Below are 24349 nucleotides of genomic sequence, written 5' to 3'. Positions count from 1 at the left end.
AATTGTATTTAAATGAATGTTCTTATAACGCTATTTGAGTAAGAAAAGTGCATATTTAATCGATAATATCCTTTTTTCTTCTCTCAAGCTTACCTTTGAGTCCTATATTTAAACGAACATATTATCTAAATAAAAACATATTTTATTTTGGATTTATGATATTTAATCTATTTTTGGATGATGAATCCGAAGAAAATAATTGCCATCATTTTTCCTATGCTTTTTTTAGGCATGGGATTATTTTTTTTAAGTCAAGTAAGCTATCCTCTTGTCGCAAAGTGGTTTGATCAAAAATCCTATGTGGAAGTAAAGGGTACAATTAAGGAGACCAATTTAGATTGGACAACAAATAATGATGGACAATTTGTTTACACCCTTACTGCCGATTACGAGTATCAATATAATGGAAAAGATTACACCCTTCAAATAGAAGAAACCGATGTTCGGGATTCCAGCCAACATGAGATGACCAAAAGGAATAAAGAAACAATCCTTGAGGAATGGAAGAGTGAGCCTGAGAAAGTTTTTTACATAGATCCTGCATCACCTGAATTACAGCAGGAGATGCAAAATATGGAAATTCCAGTATTGATAATGACCATTTTATTGCCTAGTTTATTTGTTTTTATAGGTCTTTTTATGGTTATAAAAGCAATCAGGAATAAAAAGTCGGAAACAGGAACTATCGCAAAGCCTTGGCTTGAGAAAAGTAAATGGAAAAGAAATCAAATTTCTTGCAATACAGCAGCAAGTAATCGAGGTATGGTTTTCTTTACAATACTTTGGAATTTAATTTCATTTCCGATTTTGGTATTATTCCTAAAAGAAGAGGGGACTGATGATCCTGCGATTTGGCTAGTAGGATTGTTTCCTTTAATAGGTGTGATTTTAATTTTTAGTGTTTTATCTAAGTTTTTTGATATCGTAAAAAATGGAACCGGCACTATGGTTTTGGATCCTTTTCCTGCTTCTATTGGTGGTCATCTTGGTGGAGTTATTAATTTTAAGAAAGCCATTCCAAAAAATAGTACAGTTGAGTTAAAAGTAAATTGTATGAGCGTGAGATATAGTAGATCGGGGAACGATAGGAAAAGACACGAAAATCTCATTTGGCAAACCACAGGCTTTGCATATTTAAATAATGATTCTCATAGCGCACAATTTAGATTTGATATTCCATCGGATAAAAGTGAATCAAGCCTTTCAAAAGCGGGAATCCACTGGAATGTAGTAAGTACTGTGTCTTATGATAATGATCACTTCAGCAGGCAATTTGAAATTCCGGTTTACAACACATCTGAATTATCGACTATAGAATTAGATTCTAAAGAGCATCCAGATACTAAGAAATTTGCTTTTCAATTGATTAATGATGTAACTGAATTCACTGAGAATGGAGAAGAATACACAATAAGGTTCCCAAATTTCAGGATCCTTAAAACCTTACTGATATTTGGGTTTCTATTGGGAGGTGGCATGTTAGCGCTTGCAGGCTACAGCATGACAGAAGAGGAATGGCCTTTGGCTCTAACAATTGTTCTAGGCTTTTTCGGTCTGATTACATTTGGCTTGACGATTTTTGAGAGCTTTTATACCTTGAAAGTCAGCTTGACCCCAGAAAAAATGGAAGTTCAACATAAATGGATGGGGATTCCTTACAAAATAAGATCTATTCTCAAAGAAGAAATTAAGGGTTTTAAAATTGGTGATTTTCTTCAATCAGGCGGAAGTAGTAGCAGTCCTAATTCTTATCATAAAATTTCTTTAGTCTTTGGAAATGATGAGAAAACGAATGTTGCTATCAGGCTAAAAAACAGAACAACAGCTGAACAGATGAAGGACTTCTTTGATAAATATTATAAAATGAATCAGAATGAAGCGTGATAAAATATTTTAATTAAAATGGAAAGCCGGTTAATACCGGTTTTTTTGTGCTCAATACTTCGTTATGCTGTTTTTTATTTACTGTTTGTTTAAGATTTCTCTAAGAATTCTCGATTATGATGGCTTATTGAAAGGAAGTCTCAATCATCTCAAATTCATTGACTTCTTCTCATCGGTATGCTTACCATCTGCATCGACAGCAATAGATATTTCTTTCATTGAAAATGAAAACAACACCTGTGCCTCCCTTCAGTATTTAACTTTAGGACACAAGAACCTCTTTTTCTAATCCATAACCCAGTTGAGAAGATAAATTGATAAGGAGAATAAATCCCCTTATCAAAATTATTGAATTAACATTTACCAAATGATTGGCTTACTACTGTAATTCCAGCAATTACAACACTTACTTTAACTCCAGTAGGAATTCCCCAAGTTGTACATATACTTAAGCAAGCCTGACCAACTGATCCACTTGGAATGCTTACTGGTAAAGAAAAACAGTGTTTTCCAAAGCCTAAAGGTAATTCTACACAAACACTATGTCCCTCGGTAGTTACTTTAACACATTCAGCAGCTACCAACATGCATCCACCGCGATGCACGTTAAAATCTGACTGAGTTGCATTAAGTTGAGTTTCTTTATGTGTGTTTTGAGCCGCTTCAATTGCATTTTTTACTGCTTCGTCACTAAATGAATAATATTTTGACATGATTTTTAAGTTTTTGATTTTAATTTCCTACTCTATTTGAAAAGGCTTTTCGGGTTCCGCCTTTGCAACCAATAGCAATGATAGTAGCTACTCAATCGAATATTTTGCTTTGATTATGAATCAAAGTTCTTTGTCTGAGTCTGTATTTTTGAGCGTAGAAATACCCAATTTTTAAAAACAAGTAAAAATACCCACGATTTAAGGGCGGTATTTGTGTGGTGAGATTTGACGGTTTTCCACCCTCTAATTGTTGAATAGTAGTTTTCTAGATTATCTGTCAGATGTTGTAAGTAGCCCATCAATTTTTGAGAGAATTGAATTGGTTTACACTATTGTGAATTTAATTCTGATGAGCTGGCATGCTAGTAATGTAGTTAAGATCTCGCAGCCTCAATAAAAAAATCATTCGTTGCTTTAAAAAAGTGAACTATAACTTCTATATTCGCATGTAAGAATTAATACTTATTTCAATCTTAACCTAAATATTTTAACCAAATGGAAAATCAACCCAAATCATCATTAGACCTATCAGCTGAAAAAGGCAATCCCAAAAAAAATATTAAGAATTGGAATGATAAAAGAAAAGACAAATCATTCTTAGAATCTTACTTTACGAAGGCTGGCAATAGGTTCTCTTTTAAACCGAATAGGGAAATTTCAGATTATTTGCATATTTATTTGGCAATGACCGATGAGGGAGAGCTTAATTTCTATTTTATCGAAGAAAATGATGATAAGCAAAAAAAGAATGACTGGTTGTCAAAAACTGCAATATCACCTCATAAAGAACCATTACCCTCTAATTTGTTGGAAAACAGCATAGATCACGCTGCTAAACTTCCATATGAAAAAGTGGCTAAATGGGTAGAGAATTGGAATGATGATAAAATAAGAGGAGAGTGGATAGAGGCTCATTTCAGTAGTAAGTCAGAAAATAATACCATAATGCTGGCTTTTGGAATTGATTCCTCAGATTTCGTTGTAGGAACAAAGCATGAGTGTTTTTTAGCTCTGAAGAAAGTTAATTCAAAATATGTTGCTGATATCGTAGTCTACAATACAGACAATTTTAAAATATTGAATTCACAAAATACAATCGACACTGCGGATTCCAGTTATGAAGATTTGGCAAGACCTGTACCTCCCTTTGGTGGTGATTATAATGACTATGGGGTTCTGGTTGAGCTCGATATTAAATGAGTTTTCAACAATACGCTGAATACCTCACCTATATTTCACCTATAATTTTATGCTTTGGCATTATTATAGGTGCTTTATACTTCAATAAATTAGATAAAATACATCGAGTGCTATGGGCGTACTTAATTGGATGCCTAATAATCGATTTAAGCTCCAGGATTTTAAGTCAATTAGATAATAATAATCTTGTTTTATTCTTTGTGGTAGGGCTGCTGGATCTCCTGATCTTTACTTACATCTATTATAAGGTCACTAAAAGGAAACTCATCGTCTTACTGATCGGAATTATAGGAGTCATTTTTATTGCGGTAGAACTGATCCAAACAAATGTTGATGATGTGCAGGCATTTCAAGAGTATTCTAGTGTGGTGGTGTCATTTTCCATCGTCTCCATGAGTATACTATTATTAACTGAATCTCTTACACATGCCAAGCCCATGCCCCAATATTTTTCCTTTTTGAATATGGCTTGTTTAGTCTTTTTTGCCTTTCAGCTTATCTTTTTATTGCCCTTGAATTTTCTAATCAATGAAGATTTAATGGCGGTGTATTTTATCTGGGTATTGCGAATCATATTTCTATTTACTTTTTATAGCATTTTAACCTCTTTGATATGGAAAAATGGCAAAATCCTGAAATGATTAGTAAATGGATCTTAATTGTCCTTTTCTTTTTATCATTTTTAATCCTCTTTATTGTGCTTTTGGTGCGCTTTATTTATCGCAAAATTGCTGCTACAAAAATTGCAGAAGCCAAGGCAAAAACCGCACATCAAAAGGATCTTTTACAATCGACCATCACCACACAAGAAAAAGAACGGAAAAGGATTGCTACAGAAATTCATGATGCATTAATAGGTAAACTATTGGCCGTTCAAATTAAAGCAGAGCAGGAGTTTAAGGATAACCACAGCATTGCAGTCTTGATGGAGGATTCTATAAGTTTGGCAAGAAGAATTTCCCATGATTTAAGCCCACCTTTAATGGAGCTTTCTACCCTGCAAGAACTTATTCAAGAAACCATAGCGCCACTTCAAGCAAAATTTGAATTTAAAACCAAATTGGATATCCGTAAGCAGTTTGAATATACAGTGGATTTTAAGATTCAGTTTATCAGAATTATTCAAGAAACCTTAACGAATATCATTAAACATGCTCAGGCAACATGCATTTTTTTGCATTTAAGGCAATCAGACAACCATCTTATTCTTAGGATTAAAGATAATGGGATAGGTTTTGATTCAAAATTGCATAAAAGAGGATTGGGATTGAAAAATATTGAAACAAGAGTTCAATACCTGAAGGGGGACTATAGAATAAACTCCCGAATCAATAGAGGAAGTTGTTCCATGTTTTTATTCCATCATTTCAAGCAAAATCAATTAGAATGAATACGATAAAATTAGCAATTGTTGAAGATGATATTCTTTTGTTAGAATTGATTTCAAATTATCTGAAAGAGCAAAATACTATTGAAGTCATGGGGACTTATGGAAGTGGAACCAATTTTCTTTCAACATTAAAAGAGCTTGAAGTGCTTCCCGAAATTGTACTTCTAGATTTAAAGATGGAAGGTAAGAATGGCGTTGAAACAGCCGATGAATTGAAAAAAAACTATCCAGAAATTAATGTCATTATATTGTCTTCACATTATAAACCAGCCTATACTGGTTTCATGCTTAAGTTAGGCGTTTCGGCTTTTATTCCGAAAGGAGTTAGCAAAGAAAGCTTGGTGGAAATTATTACTGAAGTCCATGAAAAAGGCTTCTACTTTTTGTCAGAACAAGTTGAATTTATCAGAAATCAAGTAACATCAAATTCACCTGCACCAATCCTCAATTCAGAAAGCGCTTTAAGCAGTCGAGAACTCGAGGTATTGAAATTAATATGTCAACAAAAAACAGCACAGGAAATAAGTGAACTCTTATTCATCTCTAAGCGAACGGTGGAAGGGCACCGGAATAATTTGCTCTTGAAAACAGAAGCAAAAAATACAGCCGGCTTAGTGATATATGCCGCCCAACACCATTTGATTTCAGTAGATGAGTTTCCATTGTTTTCATAAATGGTATGGGGAGTGAAGTTGTCCGGAATAGCAATTCAGAAAGTAACCGCCACTTTTTGGCTAAAAGTATAATTCTCTATATATAGGGAATGCTTAAAAAGTCTCAAGTGCAGTCCATCAGCCACTCAAGCCTTAATGAAAAAGGTGAGTGGTAAAAGCTAAATAATGATAGTTTAAATGTCATTATCCCATGTTTATGGAAACCAGAGAAATGCACATGCATACTGGGGTATCCGAAAAATTTGCCGGAAAAGGACTAGGCAAGAAGTTAGTAATGAAATCAGTTGAATATGCCCGAGAAAACAATGTGAAAATCATACCCCTTTGCCCTTTTGCCAAAAAAGTATTTGACACCACTAAAGAAATTCAAGATGTAAAGAGTTGAGAGCTTACTTAGCATTCATTATCGAATTCAGTACAAAATTTTCGACTAAAAGTATAATTCATGGGATGGAAGTAAAATTAATTCTTTTATATTTAGGCTATTAGTTCATTGATGCCCAAAACCGACATTGTACTTTTCACTTTGACAGTACACCTGAGGTTTTTAAGACTCTGAAAAACATAAGCGAAATACATATACCAAGGTGTATTTATTCCTATATATTAGCGAATTCATGTAAATCGATTGGTACGTGTTCAAATGTTAGCAATAATTTACCTGCATGAATGATAATTTGAAAGTAGTCATCGAACAATACCTCAAGATTGAGTCAAACTATGCAGTGATAATTAACGGTCAGTATGGAATTGGCAAAACCCATTTTTTTAAGGAGCATCTGGCTCCAATGATTTCTAAATTGGGTTCACTACAGGATGATCGTAAAAAGCTAATTCCTGTTCATATTTCTCTTTTTGGTATTAGAAGTTTGGAAGATATTCAAACAGAGATATTTCTTTCAATACACCCTTTTCTGAAAAATGGCGCAGTTAAGTTGGCGGCTGGAGTAGGTAAATCCATCATAAGAGGTATTGCCCAGATAAATCAATTAGGTGACATTGATAAGTACATTGCAGATGTCAATGTCACAAAGAAGGATTGGATCAATTATGATCAACTTGTCCTTTGTTTTGATGACATTGATAGAAAAAGCGACAACCTTAATATCAAAGAAGTATTTGGCTTTATTAATACCCTTGTTGAAAACCAAGGAGCTAAGATCATTTTAATCGCCAATATTCAGAAACTTCTTGAAGATGACGACTATCAAAGCGAACTTCAGGAAAAAGTTATTGGGGTTTCTGTTGAATTTAAACCAAAAAGCAAGAGTGCATTTGACGAGATAATTGACCAACGTTATAAAAGCCCATTCAAACTTTATCATAAGTTCCTCACCGAGAACAAATCTTTGATTGTCGAAGTAATTAAGAAGAATGAGGACAACCTAAGAAACCTTATTTTTTTCTTAGAGCATTTTAAGATCATATTTTATGGATTAACCAATCTCTTTCAATCCGATAAAGATTTTAAGATCAATGAGAGGGAGAAACAGAAAGCTGTACTGAATTTCTCATTGGCTGCATCATTTGAGTACAAGTTAGGCAAACTTAATTCCACCAATTTCAATGAAATAATGGAAAACCAAAGGAATGTACCTAATTTTAATGAATTCCTAAGAAATGATTCAGGCAATGAAGATGGTGAGAAGCAAAAAAGCTATTCACAAACCTTTAAGGAAGTATACTTTGGAAGCAAAAGGTACTATTATTTTCATTCAATACTTACGTACCTAACTGGTCAAAATGCCTTTATTGAGGCAAGTTTAAAGGAGGAGCTAAAAGGTTATTTCATCGTTGAGGATGGGAGTGTTCCAGATTATCAAAAAGTTTATAATCAACTTTGTTATTTTGATTGTCTTGATCTTTCTGATAAGTCATATAGAAAGTTAACTAACCAAATGATAGAATTTGCAGAACAAGGGAAATACCCTTTGAAGGATTATGCTACTGTTTTCCATTTTTCTTCAAGGTTTAACAATGTCCTTGGATATGACCTAGATCGCTTAAAAAGTAGAATAAAAAAGGGGATCTCAAAAGGAAAAGAGAATTTCAAACATGTGTCTCATTTAAGGTTTCAACTTTCAATTAGTGAGGATACAGAATTTAAAGATGATGTGATCGAGATAATGAAATACTGCCTTGAAGTAAATAACCAAATTGAGACAAACCGTAATACTGATAAAACGGAAGAGCTTTTTCAAATTATGAAGACAGACTTTAACAAGTTTGTTGAAGAGGCGAGAAGTAGAGAAAACATGTTCAGATTTCAACCCTTCTGGACAAAACTCTCATTTACTAAAGTTTATTCTGCCATTTTGAATTTATCAAACAAGGAAATCATTGAAATAGCTTTTCTTTTTCAGGAAAGGTATAGACAACACATTTACGAAAAGTTGTTTCCAGAAAAGGACTTCCTAGAGAAATTAAAAAAACGACTTGAGTCGAGGAAAAGCATGAAAACCAATAATTTAAGAAATTCTACTTGGAAATTTCTTATCAAGTATATAGATCAATCATTGGCTAACTTTCCAACAAAATAGAATATAAAAATATTGCTAACAAACACTAAAATGAATATGCGATCTGAGTACTTTGCAGGGATAATTCAAAATAGCAACTCACGTGCTTCTAGCACTTTGGGCGCATACTCATTTTAGTTGGACGTTGGACAGCATTTAAACGAACATGAAAATAATTGACAATCTATCTGAAAACAGTAATCACAAGAAATATATACTTGACATGATTAGAAAGTCAGATGAGTTGTTTATTGCAAGTCCATATTTAATGAGAGACTTTAATATTCTATTTAACAATGAAGTTTTAAGTGGATTAAAAAAAATCAATCTTATCACCACTTTACAGCCTAACTCTATTGACCAAATAAAGAAGGTCTATTCTCTTAAATCACTAATTGAAATACCTAAAATTAAATCAGGTGAAATTGAGTGTAAGATATCCCTTAATAATAAATTGCATGGTAAAATTTACATTTTCAAGAATTCAAGTAACTATGTTGGAGGTTTAATTAGTTCTGCAAATTTCACGGACAGTGGACTTTACATAAACCATGAATGGGGTGTTACTGTAACTGAAGAAGATGGATTAAATGAACTTGAAAACTCAATAAAAAATACCATTGAGCCAAAATTTGAAATTCTATCACACAAAAGTATCCTTCGATTACTAAATCATTTGAATTCATTTATTAATGCCAATGGTGAACCAGATGATGATGATATTGACCTTGATTTAACAGAATACTTAGAAACAGAAGGGGCTGAAAAAAAGAAAAGTGAATCTAATGGCGGTGGCGGTTCATATCGAACTTACGAATATAAAATAACTAAACAATACCTTGAAACATGGCAAAATTTCTTTAATGAATTCGTAGAATTCAAAAAGAAAAATAACGAAGTAACTGTTCCTCGTGATTATGAAAACCGTTCTCTTTATACATGGTACAGGAAACAAAAAATTTTTAATACTAATGGAACTATCCCTCTCGACCATAAGAAAAAGTTAGAAAAGGTTGGTTTTTATTTTGGTGATGGCCACGAAATAAGATGGGCTAGAATATGGGAAGAAAATTATGAACTTTTAAAAGCATATTTTGATGATTACGGAAACTCTGATGTTCCACACACTAGAGATAAGAATGATACATTTTATTCTTTAGGTAATTGGGTCGCAATGCAAAGAACCTATAACAATCAAGAAGTTTTGAGTGACTATAAAATTGAAAAGTTGAATGATTTGGATTTTATATGGTCAAAAGACTTACCAGAGTTTAATCCAAGAAATAATCAATGGATGGATAGGTATCAGGAACTAAAAGAATGGACAGTAATGCACGGAGATGCCCATGTCCCCCAAACTAACCCTGATGGTACTCAAAATAAACTTGGTAGATGGTTAAATGATCAAAGACATTTAAAGAGAAAAGGAAGAAAAAAGTCAAATGGAACTATTAGATACCTAGATGGAGAAAGGGTTGATTTATTACTAGAACTTGGAGTTGATTTTGACCATGAGACAAATAAACATATTGATTCTTTTGAAAAACAATTACAAGAATTTTTAAGTTTCAGATATCAATATCCAGTATTAAATCCACCAGCAGGGACTTTTAAAAAAGAAAGAGATAATTTGGCTCAATGGAGACATAAGTTTGACAAATTACCAGAATGGAAACAAAAAAGACTAAAGGACGAAAAAATAATGTAAAATCGCTGTACAATATTGTATAAGCATAATGTGGGTCGAATCGTTAAAATTGAGCATTTTTACTCCTAATAAACTTAGCAGTAACCGTATAGTGAATTGCTCCGAAATCCTGCACCAGGCTTATACTTAACGTTGTGAGGAATATCAAGCAGGCTATGAAACTAATTGCTATAATCAGTTTAGGGATATTAATTATTAGTATAATCTTTAACTTAATTCTAGGTTCAAAGGAAAGAAAAGAACGTTACAACACATTTTTTACATCTATTATTGGCTTATCAAGTACGTTTCTGGGTATCACACTTGGACTCTACTTTAATGAAATTGAAGTTGAACGTCAAAATAGGGCTAGCACTTTCAAATATTTGGAAGTTGCCCTAAGCGATGTAGAAACTGTACAAGGAATGATGTTTGATGGGTACAAAGATGAACTTGGTAAGTATTATGGAAAGCATATTATCAAGCATGATAGTGTTTTGAACGTTGGGATTTTACGTAGTTCTGAAATTCCCTTCCCAGTAACACTAGAGACGATTTTAAAATCTGACATTTATCCAAAACATTTACCTAGTAGACTTTATGATCAACTAAATTTTTGCTTTCATAACTCAGCCAATTACAAGAAATTAATTCAAAACCTAAACACTGATACATCTAAGCTCCAAGATCAACAATTGCTTAAGGACACTAAGGATTATATTTCCTTACTTGGTTTCTGTCATTACATAATAGAAACCGAATTAAACTTTGAAAAAGATATTATAACCAATGCCGAAGCTGAATCTGAGTATATTGATGGATTAAAGAAAATTAAGGAAATGCTCGAAAACAATGAGTTGAATCAATTTCTTGACAAGGAATTACAAATATTAGAGGTGAGATTCTAATATATTAAACTCCTCACAACATAGGGACTATGAATGGGGTTTAATCGGTCAGGATACTTTGGTGGCACTTGTAAAGTCCGCCACAAGTGATAAATTTAAAACAAGGCGTGGCTATATGCGAGACAAAAGGTTAGAGCTTTTTAATCCCCGCTCATCATAGCAGGTTTTATAGGTAAATCATAAAACCACCCCATGAAAAACTCCCACAAACTCCTCCTCCCAATCCCAGCACCCTGGACAAGCATTTTCGATATTTTTATGACCACTACCCAATAAACTTAAATCTGCTTTAAAAACTCTATTAAACCATCAAATAAGCTCATTTTGAGAGGCATATGAAATAGCTTCACTTATGTTACTCACCTCTAATTTTTCGAATAATTTTCTTCTATGAAACTTAACGGTATCGGAAGAAATAAATAGTTTTTCGGAAATCTCATTTATACTATATCCTCTAATTGAATATCGTAGTATTTCCTTTTCTCTATCTGATAAGGCTATTTTTTCTATTCGCTTCCAGCAACAGCTACTTAAATCATATTTATACGTTTCATTATATCTATTCCGCTGTATTATAATATTGCCAGCGTGCTGTTGCGTTGACAAGGAGACTAAACAAATTGCTTTCCATATTTTACCTTCTTCCGTTAAAAATATGGGCGTTAACTTTTGATTGATCAGAATCAATTTCCCTTCATTATTAGTCAAATGGAAATCATAAGATATAGAGTAGTCTTTTCTGTCTTCTAAAGGAAGGGTTTCATAAAAATCAAAACCAACCGTATTTATTTTCAATAGCAATTCTAAATCATCTTATGGCACATATTTGAAATAAAAGGCATAGCCCATTTCACAAACTTCTTCGGCAGTATGGCCACTTAAAAAAAGCGGATTATCGCTAACGTATTCAAATCCCTTTGTTTGGTAATCTATAATATAAATACTTTGGTTCGTAGCTCTTGAGATAGCTTTCACCACTTCGAGATAATCGCTTGCATTTTGCACATCTGCAGCTGTCAAGTCTCTTACGGTATTTCTATTCGAGAAAAAGGAATCCTTATTATCCATTAATCCTTGGTGATACTTTATTTAAAGGCTCTACCACGAATTTAATGGTAATTCTACTATTTATCATAGGGATGCCTACGGAATTGTTTCTTTTGTTTCAAGTCCTAGCAGTTTTTCCAACTCGAGGTTGGTCAGCCTTTGGCCGAGAACTGAACCTCGAAAGAGATAACTTGAAGTTTACTAAAGCAGATTGCGACACCCTCCGTAGCCCCCCTCAAGGGGGGAGCAGCACGGAATCACACTTGATTCTTTGATTTGAATTAACATATCTCTTTGTTATTTTTTTTTGCTTAATAATTGAAAAAGAGATATAAAGCTTAAAATTTCCTGATAATTTAAATCTGTGAGGGCTATCCCCTTGAGGCGATTCCAGCCAGCGGCTGGTCAGCCTCTGGCTGGATAGGGGTGTTGCTAGAGAGATTTAAAATAATAGTATAGAACTACACTCTGGTGTAGCATTATAATGATTTTATGATAATAGTTTTGAAACAGACAAAACAAAAATCTTATCATGACAGCTAATATCATCAAAAAAATTCTGTTTGCCCTTACTTTATTAATTCTTTCTATATTTTCAAATGGACAATACGCTGTCTTTTTTGCTATTTGGGTTTTTACAGCCATGTTGCTTTATGCAGTTCGGAAATTACCTAGGTGGAAGGGATTTTTAATGGCTTTTTTGGTTATTGGCATAGGCTATTATATAGGGTTTGATGTAGTTCCTTTTATACCTATAAGTATTTCCTTACTTATTGCTGCAATATTTAGTTTGTTTGCCTCACTTCCTTATTTAATAGATTCATTTTTTTCAAAGAAGAATAATTCATTTCTCACCACACTTATCTTTCCAACTGCTGCTGTTTTAATGGAATATGCCTATCATCAATTGAATCAATACGGTACATGGGGTCATTTTGCCTATACACAGCAATCACAGCATATTTTATTGCAGTCTATTTCTGTTTTTGGGATGGGGTATATCACTTTTTTAATTACCTGGTTTGCCTCTGTTAGCAATTGGATTTATGAGCAAAGAAATGAATGGAGAACTGTAAAAAAGGGAGTGCTTATTTATAGTCTTGTTTTGGTCTTCACCTTATGCTATGGTGGTTATCGTGTGCAATTTCAAAAACCCAATTCTGAAACTATCCGAATAGCGTCTATTTCTGCATTAGATAGCCTTAATGCTGGGATTGATATTCAGGGAATTAATGACAAGGAAACTGCAAATGATGCTAAAATTAAGGCGAGAAGAAATACATCGAAATTAAATGACTATTTATTTGAAAGAAGTATTGCAGAAGCAAAAGCTGGAGCCAAAATAGTTTTTTGGGCAGAGGGGAATGCTGTAATACTAAAGGAGGACGAAAATAAATTATATAAACAAGCGAGTCAAATAGCTTCTGAGCAAAATATATATTTAGGTTTGGGTATAGCCGTAGTAGACCCTTCAAACAGCAAATATCTTGAAAATAAATTTGTATTATTTGACAAGAATGGAAGCAAAGTTATGGATTATTGGAAGGGTATTTCAGTTCCTGGTGTAGAGGCTCCAATTAGTAATAATAAAGCTACTGGAATCCAAAAAATTGAAACTGAGTATGGAACGATTGCAGGAGTAATTTGCTTTGATTTAGATTTTCCTAATTATTTAAAAGAGGCTAAAGGTTCTGACATTCTGTTGGCACCAAGTAATGATTATAAAGAAATTGACCAATTACATACTAATATGGCTAAATTTAGAGCCTTAGAACAAGGCTTCAATTTGGTAAGGCAAGCTAGCTTAGGCCATTCCATAGGAGCAGATTATACAGGAAAGATGATGAGTGAAATGAATCATTTTACGGATAATAGTAAAGTAATGATTACACAACTCCCCACAAAAGGGACGAAGACCATATATTCTATCATTGGAGATAGTTTTATTGTTTTCTGTTTGCTCTCACTTATTTTGGTCATAACAGTAATTAGAAAGAAAAAAGCTGAAAAAATTAATGCTTAGCTCATTGCAAAACGCCCTCTTTAACCTAATAAAAATATCAAACACACTTTTTAAAATTTAAATTATGACAAAAACAAGAACCCTTTGTTCAATAGGCCTATTTTTTTTCGTTTTGAGTTATGTGCTTTTTTCTCAAGTTTCCTTGAATGCTCAAAAACATATCGATTTAGCGCATTGGTTTAATTTGATTGGTGCAGTTTTACTGTTTTCATTTAATGATGTGTTTCCAAAAAACAGGATTAATTCCGTTGCCTCAGTAATAACTGCATTAGGAGTTATTGGGCACATTGGACTTTGCACTATTGACTTTATTATGTGGAGTTTTGGAACGGATAATGTTGGAAGAGACCTGTTACGCGAGCAAATAAGTAATACTCCATCAATTTTGTATCCATTTGTTATTGTTGGGCCATCTTTACTCTTTTTAGGACTATCAACTCACGCCTTAAACTTTATAAAAACAAATCCCATAAGTGCGACTATGGTAATAATAGGCGCACCCTTTGTTGGTCTTTCCTTTTTTATCTGGAATAATGGAAATTTAATGTTATTCAGTTGTTTAGTTTTTGCTACTGGACTTGCTTTACTTTTATTCAGAAAAGATGCAAAAAACATTGCACAACCAATCAATGCTTGAATCTGTGACGAAAAGATTCTCTTCTGACTTATCTATTTAGTTATGGAGCTTCTTTATGGCTAACCCCCTATAGTTCAAGCGTCCGCTTGGACTTTTCCCTTAATGCCGTAATCACTCTTTTCTTCCTAAACTTTTCGGTTTGAAATGAAATCCTCATGCCTAAACCCTTAATATATCTACAAATATTAGGAGTTCAAGCATTTCTTTAAACATGCTAAACCTGCTTTAAATAAGTCCTGATGAAAAAAATCACTTCCTAAGTTTTAGGAAGTGTAAATTATTACTCAGGAAAGCCAAAAAATATTTAGGAAAGAGTTGTACAGAATTAGGAAGTACTAAAATAACTTAGGAGAAAATAATGTTTGTTAGGAAAGTAATATTATTTGGATTTGGTATTTATGTATTCTTTAACACGGTTTTATATATTTTGATAGAGGATTATGTGAATAAGATAGAAGGTAGGAAGAATCTTTTAGTGAGATAATTATTTCTTTTATATTTAGCAATCAAATCATAGGCTAGCTAAATCCTTTTAACCAAGAATGTTTCAAGGTAAATTATCAATAAAAAGGAAATTAATATGAAATGAGCATAAGTTTTATTCCGATGAATACGGGACAAGTTGTGGCCTTAGGAAATAAATTTAAACACATGAAAGACAAAAAACTTAGTATTCATGGAACATGATGGCGCAATTGATGATTTACTTTCTCAATTGCTACTGCTTACCATGAAAGATGTAGAAGTTATTGGGGTAAATGTAACACCGGCTGATTGTTTTATAGAGCCAGCAATTGAGAGTTCTTACAAAGTATTACAACTGTTTGGCGAAGAAAATATTCCTATAGGGCGAAGTGATAAAAATGGGATAAATGCTTTTCCTAATGAATGGAGAGCAAGGCCAGAAGTGATTAATGCTTTACCTTCTCTCATCAATGCGAGCTATGATTTAAATCCTTATTCCCTTCCAGAGGCAGTCGATTTATTAATTGATCAATTGACAAATGCGAAAAGCCTTGTAACTATTTTAATTACAGGCCCATGCTCAAATTTAGTAGAAGCAATAAAAAGAGCGCCCCATATAAAAGATAAAATTGAGCAAGTAGTATGGATGGCTGGGGCATTTAGAACGCAAGGAAATGTACAGACTTACCAACATAATGGAACGGCAGAATGGAATATATATTGGGATCCCAAAAGTTCAAAAGAATTATTTGAATTAGAGCTTCCATTGGTTTGTATTCCCTTGGATGTTACCAACCATGTTCCTGTAACTAAAGATTTTTTGTCAAAGTTAGCCTATCAATCAGATCACTTTTTATCAAATTTAGCTGGTCAATTATGGGCCTTAACTATTGACACTATTCCTAGCTATCACTATGTATATTTTATGTGGGATGTTTTAGCGACTTGCTTTATTTCGATGCCTGAGAATTTTACAGTAGAGGAAGTGAAAGCTTCTGTAAGTGACAGACCTCCTAATGCGGGGCAAACGCTATTGAGTGAAACGGGTCATCCTTTAAAAATAGCAATTGATGTAGATAAAGAAGTGTTTTATGAGTACGTTTTGAATCAATTAAAATCAGAAGTAAGCCTAGATCCATCAATTTCGATATAAATGTTAGGTGTATATGTGGTTATAAGTCCAATTTTTACTTTTGCTGTGAATAAAAATATAAAAAAATAGCCAACGGAATCCATTTCCATTGGCTTTTCCAATTATTAAGTTTAAATCTTAATTAATATTTAATTTTAATTTATCTGTTACCTCATAGGCAGGAATACCGAAGGCAACACCCTCTATTCCAATCCCTTTTAATTTTGCACTTACAACTCCGAAAACAAGTCCATTTTTTGTTGCTAATGCACCTCCACTATTTCCACCATTGATACTGGCATCCGTTTGAATTAGCTTAGAGCCATTTACATAGTCTCTTAATCCTGAAATAATTCCTTTAGAAACTGTTTGAGATAAGTCTTGAGCAGTAGGAGTTCCCACTGCATAGATATCTGTCGCAATTGGGATGTTTTTATCCATATTCATTTTAAAAGGCATCAAGTTGGTTTTCTCTACTTTTACCAATGCCAAGTCATATAGCTTACTAGACCGAACTACCTCAAATTCATATTCAGACTTATCATTGAATACAACTCTACTATTTTCATTTGCCGTATTTATAACATGGTAATTAGTTAAAATATACCCGTCTGAACCAATAACAAATCCACTTCCATGACTTTTGTCGTGTTTAATTGTTACAGATGACTGTACTGCCTCATTTAGATTGCTAACATAATTATTGTTATTTTTAATACTTAATTCTTCGAAAGAATTGCTTTCTTCTTCAAAAGATTTGTCCATTAAAGCTTCTTGTACTTTTTCTGAGTTTATGAATTTGATCAGGCCTAATTCAACACCATCATCAACGGCTAATCTTAAGGCATCAATTTCTTTTGAATCAGATTTACCTAATGCAGCAAATTCACCAGAGGTTACTTCAGTTGTTTGGGTATAGATAGTTTCTTTATAGATATCTAATATTTCCCATTCAATATTTAAATCTACATAATAGAAAGACCCTTTATTATATACTGAGTTTTTATAACCCGTAAATATTTCATGAATAGAAACTTTATTTACATTGGCATTTATATATAAGTTATTAGAAAAGCTGTTTTTCAGAACATTTCTAGTAGTATCTATATATCCGTTATTCTTAAGTAATTCATTAAGACTATGAGAAAAAATAGATTCTTCTATTTTGATCTCCTCATCAGTATCGAAGGGCTCTAGCTCTACCTTATTCGGTTTCTTTTTAAAACTTTTATATCCATTAATAGATCTGTATTTATAATCTTCAGGTTTTATATTTAAGCTGACAGTATTGATTTTAATATCTTTTGCTCCCTCAGGTTTTAGTATTAAAGCTGATTCGAGTTTACCAACAGTAAGAATCTTATCATAATTATAAGATCTTGGATAATTGTCTAACAAAAATGTCCCATATATACCAAATGGTATCCATGAAAGGATGTAAAGTGGACTTTTTTTATAACTATTGACTACAAAGTTAGCATCTTTTTTCCCTTCCTTAATGATGGTTATTTGTTTTGGTTTTTTATTTCTTTCAAGGGCTACTTGCCCTTTTTTTAATTTAGGATCCTCACCATTCACCAATACTTTACTCCCTTTCTCTTTTTGAATCTCTATTTTTTGATACTTTGGGTTTAGAATACTTGCACAGCTTGAACTGAAAATTATAGCGATAAAAAGTATCGCAATTGCTTTAATACGCATAAAAAAAAATTAATTTGAACAATTAGGTTTTAATAGAAATGATTTTTTGTTTAATCTCGTAAACTTAATATAAATTGTTTATTTAAATGGTTCATATATGAATATTTTATTATTGTTTAGTTTAATGCCATTAATCATAAGATTAAGGCTATAACTTTCCAGATGAATCTAAAAGGATATTATTTCATATTCTTTTACACGCATTTATATTGATTGATAGAGGATTATGTGAATAAGAAAGAAGCTGGTAGGAGGGGAGCAGTAAATCAATAATTGATTTTTATTAAGGTTTAATCCCTAGGGTAATTTTTTATTTTAAATGAATAGTATCTCTATAAACTAAAACAGCCAACGAAATCCACTTCCGTTGGCTGGTTAAATTATTAATTAAAAAATTACTAATTATTAATTAATCACTTTCCCCAAAAATCTTCCATAGTATAAGGAGAGCCGTCCTGTGTCCAGAAGCTACCATCTACAAAACGATAATTCTCATCTTCTTTGCTGATGGCTTCTACTTCATCTCTGCTTAAATCTATCTTATCTGCTTCTAGGTTTTGCTTTATTCTTCCAGGATTTGTTGATTTTGGAATAACTGAAATACCACGATTTAAGGCATAAGCAATTAAAATCTGTGCTGGAGTTTTATTGTATTTATCTGCAATATTTTTAATAACATCCAATTCAAATAAATCCGGTTCATCATCCTTTTTCATTTGACTGGCTCTATCTTTCGAACCTAAAGGAGAATAAGCCGTCATCAAAATGTCATGCTTTTTGCAGAATGTAACCAAATCTTCTTGAACCAATCTAGGATGTAACTCTACCTGATTCATTTCAGGTTTGATGGTGGCAATTTCTCTTAATTTCTCCAGATTAGTGATATTGAAATTTGCTACACCTATATGTTTGGTGAGCCCAGCGTCTACCAATTTTTCCATAGCTTTCCAGGTCTTTTGAATAGGGGCATTGTCTTGTCCTAAAAAGTCATCCCCTGATTCTGGGAATTGTGATTCAGGCTTTTGAGCCACCGGCCAGTGCATTAGATATAGGTCTAAGTAATCTAACTGTAAGTCTTTTAAAGTTTGCTTAAGCGCAGGTTCCACATCTTCTGGCAAGTGGGCATTGTTCCACAATTTAGAAGTGATGAATATTTCTTTTCGAGTGCACAAACCATCATTAAAAGCTTTTTGAAGAGCATCCCCGATTTCTTTTTCATTTCCATATATGTAGGCGCAATCAATATGGCGGTAACCTACCTTAATGGCTTCCAATACTGCTTTATAAACCTCTCCAGTCTCTGATTTCCAGGTTCCTAGTCCTAAAGCGGGTAAAATATCACCGTTTCTAAAAGTTAAATTTCTCATATGAATGTTTATGGTTAGTCTATGTTATTATACTACTTCAACTACATTATGTTGAATAAAATGTGAATTTGTGCATTATTGAGAGTAATGTTTGAGGTGGTAAGCAAGTCTGCATTCAAAATGAAACAGCAGCGAAGTAGTCTCATTTTCATTGCTGTCACCTTAAATATTCACGAATTAAGAAATGAACTTTAAAAGAGCCTAACAGACAAATTACACAAAATGAGATATTCAAGTATTAACCTGAGTTTAATTAACTTGATGGGTTTATTAATAAAATTAAGATGTTAAATGGAGTTTGAAAGAGACTGAAATAGGAGAGTTATAATGAAAAAAGACTTCCTTTCAGAAGCCTTTTTTACATGAAACACCTTTCGGTGTAAACTACGGAAACGATATTTTAAAATTGAGCTTCTTCAGTTGAGCCTTTTAGGGCAGTAGTAGAAGATTTTCCTTGTGTAACAGCATTTTGAACGGCATCAAAATAGCCTGTTCCCACAAAAGCTTGGTGTTTTACTGCTTTGAAACCTTGTTTCTGTAAAGCAAATTCTCTTTCCTGCAATTCAGAGTATCCGGCCATTCCTTTGTTTTTGTAAGCAGTAGCCAATTCAAACATCGCAGTATTTAAAGCATGGAATCCAGCTAATGTGATGAACTGGAATTTATATCCCATTTCAGCTAGTTTTTCGCGGTACTCCAACATTTCACTTTCAGTTAGTTTTGCGGCCCAGTTGAATGATGGTGAGCAGTTATAAGCAAGCATTTTATCAGGATATTTTTCTTTTATCGCTTGAGCAAATTCCCTTGCTTCACCCAAATCAGGATGTGAGGTTTCACACCATACCAAATCAGCATAAGGTGCATATGCAAGACCTCTATTGATGGCCTGCTCCAATCCATTTTTCACACCAAAGAATCCTTCATCGGATCTTTCACCAGTTAGAAATTGACGATCTCTTTCATCTACATCCGAGGTTAATAAATTAGCAGCATCAGCATCAGTTCTTGCAATGATGATAGTAGGAACTCCCATCACATCTGTTGCAAGTCTTGCTGAGATTAGTTTATTGATTGCCTCCTGAGTGGGTACTAAAACTTTCCCGCCTAAGTGACCACATTTCTTAGCTGAAGATAATTGATCTTCAAAATGAACACCAGCTGCTCCAGCTTCAATCATACCTTTCATTAATTCAAAAGCATTCAAATTACCTCCAAATCCTGCTTCAGCATCTGCTACTATAGGAGCCATCCAATGAATATCACCTTCTCCGCTTACGGATTGAATTTGATCTGCTCTTAGTAAGGCATTGTTGATACGCTTTACAACATTTGGTACACTGTCGGCAGGATATAAGCTCTGATCAGGGTACATTTGGCCAGCTAGGTTAGCATCAGCTGCTACTTGCCATCCACTTAAGTAAATGGCTTTTAAACCAGCTTGAACTTCTTGTATGGCTTGGTTTCCAGTTAGAGCACCTAAGCCAGAAACAAATTCTTCTTTTTTTAATAAATCCCATAATCTTTCAGCACCTAATCGGGCTAAACTATGGTCAATTTTCACAGTTCCTGCTAATTTCACTACTTCTTCAGCAGTGTATGTACGTTCTACATCTTTCCATCTTGGGTTAGTTTCCCAATCTGTTTTTATTTGGTGAATTTTTTCTTGAGTATCCATGTCGTTTATATTTTATAGTATGATTTGAAATTGATTTATATGTGTGGGTATGCTTTAAGAGTAAGGAAGTCTTCAAAATCTTCGCTCTTCACCAGGTTTTTCAAAAGATCTCTGGCAATTGCCAACTTTCCAGTTTCCACTCTTACCTGACCTAGCATTTCTTTTACTTTTGCAGTTTCTTCTTCTAATAGCATGCAGAAAAGGGCTCTATTAAAAATCTTTCCGTTTTTAAAGGATACTTGGTGATGATACCATTGCCATAATTGCGCTCTACTGATTTCTGCAGTGGCTGCATCTTCCATAAGATTATAGATGGCTGCTGCACCTGTTCCTTGTAACCAAGATTCGATATACAATAAAGCTACATTGATGTTCATCCGAACCCCTTTTTCAGTAACCTCTCCATACATCACATTTGGGCTAGTTAAAGCAGAAGGCGTAGTGCTAAAATCTTCTTTTAAAATATGTTTTTGGTGAGGCTTATCTCCAATGATTTGATCGAATACAGCTTCAACTGCTGGAATTAATGCCGGATGTGCTACCCAACTTCCATCGTATCCTGCTAGTGCTTCTTCTGTTTTATCATTTCTAACTTTATCGAATATTTTCTGATTTTGCTCTTCATCTTTAGTTGGAATAAAAGCAGACATACCGCCAATTGCATGAGCACCTCTTTTATGACAAGTTTTTACCAAAAGATTGGCATAAGCCTTCATAAAGGGAACTTGCATAGTCACTTGATTTCTATCTGGTAAGATGTAATCAGGTCTATCTCTGAATTTCTTGATAAAACTGAAAATGTAATCCCATCTACCTGCATTAAGACCAGCCATATGGTCTTTCAATTCATAGATAATTTCCTCCATCTGAAAAGCAGCTGTGATGGTTTCTACTAATACAGTAGATTTTATAGTGCCGATTGGGATTCCCAATTCATTTTGAGCAAATACAAATACCTCATTCCATAATCTGGCTTCGCATCTATGCTCCAATTTTGGTAAGTAGAAATAAGGTCCGCTTCCATTTCTTATTAATTCATGAGCATTATGAAAGAAGTATAATCCGAAATCAAATAGTGAAGCAGAAATAGGTTCACCATCTACTAAAAAGTTCTTTTCCGATAAATGCCATCCTCTAGGTCTAACTTTTAGAACCGCAGTTTTATCTTTTAACTTGTAGTCCTTGCCATTATCAGCTGTAAAATCAATTTGTTTTCTGATGGCATCATATAAATTTTGCTGCCCTTCGGTTATGTTTTTCCAAGTAGGGCTTGTAGAATCTTCAAAATCTGCCATAAAAACTCTAGCTCCAGAGTTTAGCGCATTAATAATCATTTTTCTATCTACAGGACCCGTGATTTCTACTTTTCTATCCTGTAAGTCTTTAGGTAAAGGAGCAATTTTCCAATCAGGATCATTGCGGACATCTTCGGTGCTTTTCGGGAAATCTAAATCCTTACCTTGTTTGATTTGATCATAAACTTGTTCTCTTCTCCCTAATAGCTCAAATCTTTTTTCATTAAACCTTTCATGCAGTTTATTTAAGAATGAAATGGCTTCATCTGTCAATAAGCTAAAGTCTTCATTTTTCTTTTTCGATTTTTTTAATTGTGCTGACGTAGTTTCCATTTGATTATCAGTTTTTAAGATGATTGATGTTTCAAATGTAGGTTAGCGAAAATTAAATAACAAGCGAATATTCGCTATTGGATTTTATTCGCTATATTTGCGAATGACTTTAAAAGAAGTAATGAGTAATTAAGGCATTGAAAAAAAATTGAAAAAAGTTTCTTCGCTTTTTAGGAGAACAAGAAATAACAATAAATACAACTAATAATGGCTATATCTCAAGAAAATGTAAAACTTATCTTTGGTTTAAAAGTGCGGCAGTTACGCTTAGAAAAAGGCTTGTCTTTTGCACAATTATCAAAGCAAACAGGCTTGTCAGCCTCTTACCTAAACGAAATAGAAAAGGGTAAAAAATATCCTAAAATTGAGAAAATCAATAAACTTTCAGAAACATTGGAAGTCAGTTTTGATGATTTGGTTTCCCTGCAATTAAGTAAAAAACTGGCTCCTTTGGGAGAATTATTGCAATCCAACCTTTTTAAAGAACTGCCCTTAGAGCTATTTGGAATTGAGCCTGCTCATTTATTGGATTTACTAAGTAATGCCCCCGCAAAATTGGGAGCTTTTTTAAGCACTCTGATAGAAATTAGTAGGAATTATGGATTGAGGGTCGAAAGTTTGTATCTCAATATGTTGCGTTCTTTTCAGGAAATGCACGATAATTATTTTGAAAGTATTGAAGAAGCGGTTGAGACATTCAGAACTCAATTCTTCAATGATATTTCATATCCTTATACATTCCAGCAATTTCAGGAAATATTGAGTTCAGAATTTAATTATCAGGTTTTACCAAATGGATTGGAACATCAGCAAGAGTTAAAGCCACTGCGTTCTATGACCATACCTGGAGATGCTCCACAGCTATTGATGAATCCAAAATTAACAGAATCACAGAAGCTTTTTACCATGGCAAAGGAGCTCGGATATCATAATTTAAGTTTAAGTCCTAGACCTTTTACTTCTAGCTGGATATCTGTAAACTCATTTGAAGAAGTATTGAATAATTATAAAGCTTCATATTTTGCTTGTGCACTGGCTTTACCTGAAAAAGCAATAGTAGAAGACTTGAAAAATTTTTTATCTGAGCCAAAGTTTAATCCCAATTTGTTACTAGATATTCTAGAAACATATCAATGCACACCTGAAATGCTGATGCATAGAATGACCAATTTATTGCCCAAAGTTTTTGGCATTAAGGAATTATTCTTTCTGCGTTTTAGCACATCCAATGAAGAAACATTCAAACTGACAAAGGAAATGCACCTTTCAGGTCTGCATAATCCTCATGGAACTGCACTAGATCAACACTACTGCCGAAGATGGGCGTCTATTGAAATTCTAAAAGAATTAAGAAGTCAAGCAGGGGATGGGCAAGATAAAGTAAAGTGCAAAGTACAGCGCAGTCAATATGTCAATTCTGATAATGAATATTTGATTATCAGTTTGGCTAAGCCAAGTAATAAAAACATTGGTCAGAATAGCAGTGTGTCTATTGGTTTGTTAATCACTCCAGCTATGAAACGCAAAGTGAAATTTTACAGTGATCCTGTAATCCCTATTAGAATTGTCAATGAAACTTGCGAGACTTGCCCGCTTTATGATTGCCAGGAAAGAGCTGCACCTGCCCATATTTATGAGCAAAAACAACAACTGAACGCTATGAAAAAAGCGGTTGAACTTTTGACTCACCAATAATTGA

20 protein-coding genes are annotated in these 24349 nt (G+C 33.5%); 13 read left to right on the top strand and 7 right to left on the bottom strand.

Translation table 11 applies throughout. The annotated features are described in order from the left end of the window. Positions 1 to 177 precede the first annotated feature (177 nt). On the top strand, positions 178 to 1884 hold the full coding sequence (locus QYS49_RS15220; protein WP_308348493.1) for a YdbT family protein: 1707 nt from the start codon (positions 178 to 180) through the stop codon (positions 1882 to 1884). A 353-nt stretch (positions 1885 to 2237) separates the two neighbouring features. Here QYS49_RS15220 and QYS49_RS15215 read toward each other — a convergent pair whose 3' ends face one another. Beyond that, positions 2238 to 2597 carry a hypothetical protein gene (locus QYS49_RS15215; protein WP_308348492.1) on the bottom strand — a complete coding sequence of 120 codons (360 nt, stop codon included), beginning with the start codon at positions 2595 to 2597 and terminating at the stop codon, positions 2238 to 2240. 495 nt (positions 2598 to 3092) lie between these two features. Between QYS49_RS15215 and QYS49_RS15210 the strand changes: the two genes are divergently transcribed. The 8 genes from QYS49_RS15210 to QYS49_RS15175 all read left to right on the top strand — a co-directional run bounded on the left by QYS49_RS15210 (position 3093) and on the right by QYS49_RS15175 (position 10975). Further along, positions 3093 to 3797 carry a hypothetical protein gene (locus QYS49_RS15210; protein WP_308348490.1) on the top strand — a complete coding sequence of 235 codons (705 nt, stop codon included), beginning with the start codon at positions 3093 to 3095 and terminating at the stop codon, positions 3795 to 3797. After that, entirely contained in the window at positions 3794 to 4438 is a 645-nt protein-coding gene (locus QYS49_RS15205) for a hypothetical protein (protein ID WP_308348489.1), read from the top strand. The genes QYS49_RS15210 and QYS49_RS15205 overlap by 4 nt, the downstream gene beginning before the upstream one ends. Next, positions 4411 to 5187, top strand: coding sequence for a sensor histidine kinase (locus QYS49_RS15200; RefSeq protein ID WP_308348488.1), 777 nt, complete (start codon positions 4411 to 4413; stop codon positions 5185 to 5187). Before QYS49_RS15205 ends, QYS49_RS15200 begins: the two co-directional genes overlap by 28 nt. After that, the gene (locus tag QYS49_RS15195) at positions 5184 to 5861 is read left to right on the top strand and encodes a response regulator transcription factor (protein WP_308348486.1); all 678 of its coding nucleotides are present in this window, start codon (positions 5184 to 5186) and stop codon (positions 5859 to 5861) included. The genes QYS49_RS15200 and QYS49_RS15195 overlap by 4 nt, the downstream gene beginning before the upstream one ends. 196 nt (positions 5862 to 6057) lie before the next feature. Continuing rightward, complete coding sequence (locus QYS49_RS15190) at positions 6058 to 6246, top strand: GNAT family N-acetyltransferase (RefSeq protein ID WP_308348484.1); 189 nt, start codon at positions 6058 to 6060, stop codon at positions 6244 to 6246. A gap of 280 nt (positions 6247 to 6526) precedes the next feature. Next, entirely contained in the window at positions 6527 to 8401 is a 1875-nt protein-coding gene (locus QYS49_RS15185; protein ID WP_308348483.1) for a P-loop NTPase fold protein, read from the top strand. Between the two features lie 145 nt (positions 8402 to 8546). Next, positions 8547 to 10088 carry a Helicase associated domain protein gene (locus QYS49_RS15180; protein ID WP_308348481.1) on the top strand — a complete coding sequence of 514 codons (1542 nt, stop codon included), beginning with the start codon at positions 8547 to 8549 and terminating at the stop codon, positions 10086 to 10088. 134 nt (positions 10089 to 10222) lie between these two features. After that, positions 10223 to 10975 carry a hypothetical protein gene (locus QYS49_RS15175; protein WP_308348479.1) on the top strand — a complete coding sequence of 251 codons (753 nt, stop codon included), beginning with the start codon at positions 10223 to 10225 and terminating at the stop codon, positions 10973 to 10975. 309 nt (positions 10976 to 11284) lie between these two features. Here the strand turns inward: QYS49_RS15175 and QYS49_RS15170 are convergent, their stop codons facing one another. Together QYS49_RS15170 and QYS49_RS15165 are read right to left on the bottom strand one after the other, a co-directional pair. After that, positions 11285 to 11770 carry a helix-turn-helix transcriptional regulator gene (locus QYS49_RS15170; RefSeq protein ID WP_308348477.1) on the bottom strand — a complete coding sequence of 162 codons (486 nt, stop codon included), beginning with the start codon at positions 11768 to 11770 and terminating at the stop codon, positions 11285 to 11287. Between the two features lie 18 nt (positions 11771 to 11788). Next, positions 11789 to 12043 (bottom strand): hypothetical protein, encoded by a 255-nt coding sequence (locus QYS49_RS15165; RefSeq protein ID WP_308348475.1) that lies wholly within the window; start codon positions 12041 to 12043, stop codon positions 11789 to 11791. 511 nt (positions 12044 to 12554) lie between these two features. Between QYS49_RS15165 and QYS49_RS15160 the strand changes: the two genes are divergently transcribed. The 3 genes from QYS49_RS15160 to QYS49_RS15150 all read left to right on the top strand — a co-directional run bounded on the left by QYS49_RS15160 (position 12555) and on the right by QYS49_RS15150 (position 16300). Further along, positions 12555 to 14045 carry a nitrilase-related carbon-nitrogen hydrolase gene (locus QYS49_RS15160; protein WP_308348474.1) on the top strand — a complete coding sequence of 497 codons (1491 nt, stop codon included), beginning with the start codon at positions 12555 to 12557 and terminating at the stop codon, positions 14043 to 14045. Between the two features lie 64 nt (positions 14046 to 14109). After that, the gene (locus tag QYS49_RS15155) at positions 14110 to 14682 is read left to right on the top strand and encodes a hypothetical protein (RefSeq protein ID WP_308348473.1); all 573 of its coding nucleotides are present in this window, start codon (positions 14110 to 14112) and stop codon (positions 14680 to 14682) included. A gap of 676 nt (positions 14683 to 15358) precedes the next feature. Further along, on the top strand, positions 15359 to 16300 hold the full coding sequence (locus tag QYS49_RS15150) for a nucleoside hydrolase (protein WP_308348472.1): 942 nt from the start codon (positions 15359 to 15361) through the stop codon (positions 16298 to 16300). Positions 16301 to 16417: 117 nt separating this feature from the next. Here the strand turns inward: QYS49_RS15150 and QYS49_RS15145 are convergent, their stop codons facing one another. The 4 genes from QYS49_RS15145 to aceB form a co-directional block, all read right to left on the bottom strand. Then, complete coding sequence (locus QYS49_RS15145; RefSeq protein ID WP_308348470.1) at positions 16418 to 17980, bottom strand: S1C family serine protease; 1563 nt, start codon at positions 17978 to 17980, stop codon at positions 16418 to 16420. Between the two features lie 413 nt (positions 17981 to 18393). Then, positions 18394 to 19347 (bottom strand): aldo/keto reductase, encoded by a 954-nt coding sequence (locus QYS49_RS15140; protein ID WP_308348468.1) that lies wholly within the window; start codon positions 19345 to 19347, stop codon positions 18394 to 18396. Between the two features lie 400 nt (positions 19348 to 19747). After that, complete coding sequence (gene aceA / locus QYS49_RS15135; RefSeq protein WP_308348466.1) at positions 19748 to 21022, bottom strand: isocitrate lyase; 1275 nt, start codon at positions 21020 to 21022, stop codon at positions 19748 to 19750. Positions 21023 to 21057: 35 nt separating this feature from the next. Then, a complete protein-coding gene (gene aceB, locus QYS49_RS15130) occupies positions 21058 to 22650 on the bottom strand; it encodes a malate synthase A (RefSeq protein WP_308348464.1) in 1593 nt (530 codons plus the stop codon). Between the two features lie 207 nt (positions 22651 to 22857). Between aceB and QYS49_RS15125 the strand changes: the two genes are divergently transcribed. Continuing rightward, the gene (locus QYS49_RS15125) at positions 22858 to 24345 is read left to right on the top strand and encodes a helix-turn-helix domain-containing protein (RefSeq protein ID WP_308348462.1); all 1488 of its coding nucleotides are present in this window, start codon (positions 22858 to 22860) and stop codon (positions 24343 to 24345) included. The last annotated feature ends 4 nt before the right edge of the window (positions 24346 to 24349 follow it).

The sequence above is a fragment of the Marivirga salinae genome, from assembly GCF_030503855.1.
In the GTDB taxonomy this organism is placed as follows: domain Bacteria; phylum Bacteroidota; class Bacteroidia; order Cytophagales; family Cyclobacteriaceae; genus Marivirga; species Marivirga salinarum.
Note: the sequence above shows the minus strand (reverse complement) of the source record. Positions and strands in the feature narration are given on the sequence as shown.

Bases quoted from the DNA above. Each gene is read 5' to 3' on its own strand.
- QYS49_RS15215 (WP_308348492.1), bottom strand. From the start codon at position 2,597: ATGTCAAAATATTATTCATTTAGTGACGAAGCAGTAAAAAATGCAATT.
- QYS49_RS15195 (WP_308348486.1), top strand. From the start codon at position 5,184: ATGAATACGATAAAATTAGCAATTGTTGAAGATGATATTCTTTTGTTA.
- QYS49_RS15190 (WP_308348484.1), top strand. From the start codon at position 6,058: ATGGAAACCAGAGAAATGCACATGCATACTGGGGTATCCGAAAAATTT.
- QYS49_RS15140 (WP_308348468.1), bottom strand. From the start codon at position 19,347: ATGAGAAATTTAACTTTTAGAAACGGTGATATTTTACCCGCTTTAGGA.
- QYS49_RS15160 (WP_308348474.1), top strand. From the start codon at position 12,555: ATGACAGCTAATATCATCAAAAAAATTCTGTTTGCCCTTACTTTATTA.
- QYS49_RS15145 (WP_308348470.1), bottom strand. From the start codon at position 17,980: ATGCGTATTAAAGCAATTGCGATACTTTTTATCGCTATAATTTTCAGT.
- QYS49_RS15200 (WP_308348488.1), top strand. From the start codon at position 4,411: ATGGAAAAATGGCAAAATCCTGAAATGATTAGTAAATGGATCTTAATT.
- QYS49_RS15165 (WP_308348475.1), bottom strand. From the start codon at position 12,043: ATGGATAATAAGGATTCCTTTTTCTCGAATAGAAATACCGTAAGAGAC.
- QYS49_RS15185 (WP_308348483.1), top strand. From the start codon at position 6,527: ATGAATGATAATTTGAAAGTAGTCATCGAACAATACCTCAAGATTGAG.
- aceB (WP_308348464.1), bottom strand. From the start codon at position 22,650: ATGGAAACTACGTCAGCACAATTAAAAAAATCGAAAAAGAAAAATGAA.
- QYS49_RS15180 (WP_308348481.1), top strand. From the start codon at position 8,547: ATGAAAATAATTGACAATCTATCTGAAAACAGTAATCACAAGAAATAT.
- QYS49_RS15150 (WP_308348472.1), top strand. From the start codon at position 15,359: ATGGAACATGATGGCGCAATTGATGATTTACTTTCTCAATTGCTACTG.
- QYS49_RS15220 (WP_308348493.1), top strand. From the start codon at position 178: ATGATGAATCCGAAGAAAATAATTGCCATCATTTTTCCTATGCTTTTT.
- QYS49_RS15205 (WP_308348489.1), top strand. From the start codon at position 3,794: ATGAGTTTTCAACAATACGCTGAATACCTCACCTATATTTCACCTATA.
- QYS49_RS15125 (WP_308348462.1), top strand. From the start codon at position 22,858: ATGGCTATATCTCAAGAAAATGTAAAACTTATCTTTGGTTTAAAAGTG.
- aceA (WP_308348466.1), bottom strand. From the start codon at position 21,022: ATGGATACTCAAGAAAAAATTCACCAAATAAAAACAGATTGGGAAACT.
- QYS49_RS15210 (WP_308348490.1), top strand. From the start codon at position 3,093: ATGGAAAATCAACCCAAATCATCATTAGACCTATCAGCTGAAAAAGGC.
- QYS49_RS15155 (WP_308348473.1), top strand. From the start codon at position 14,110: ATGACAAAAACAAGAACCCTTTGTTCAATAGGCCTATTTTTTTTCGTT.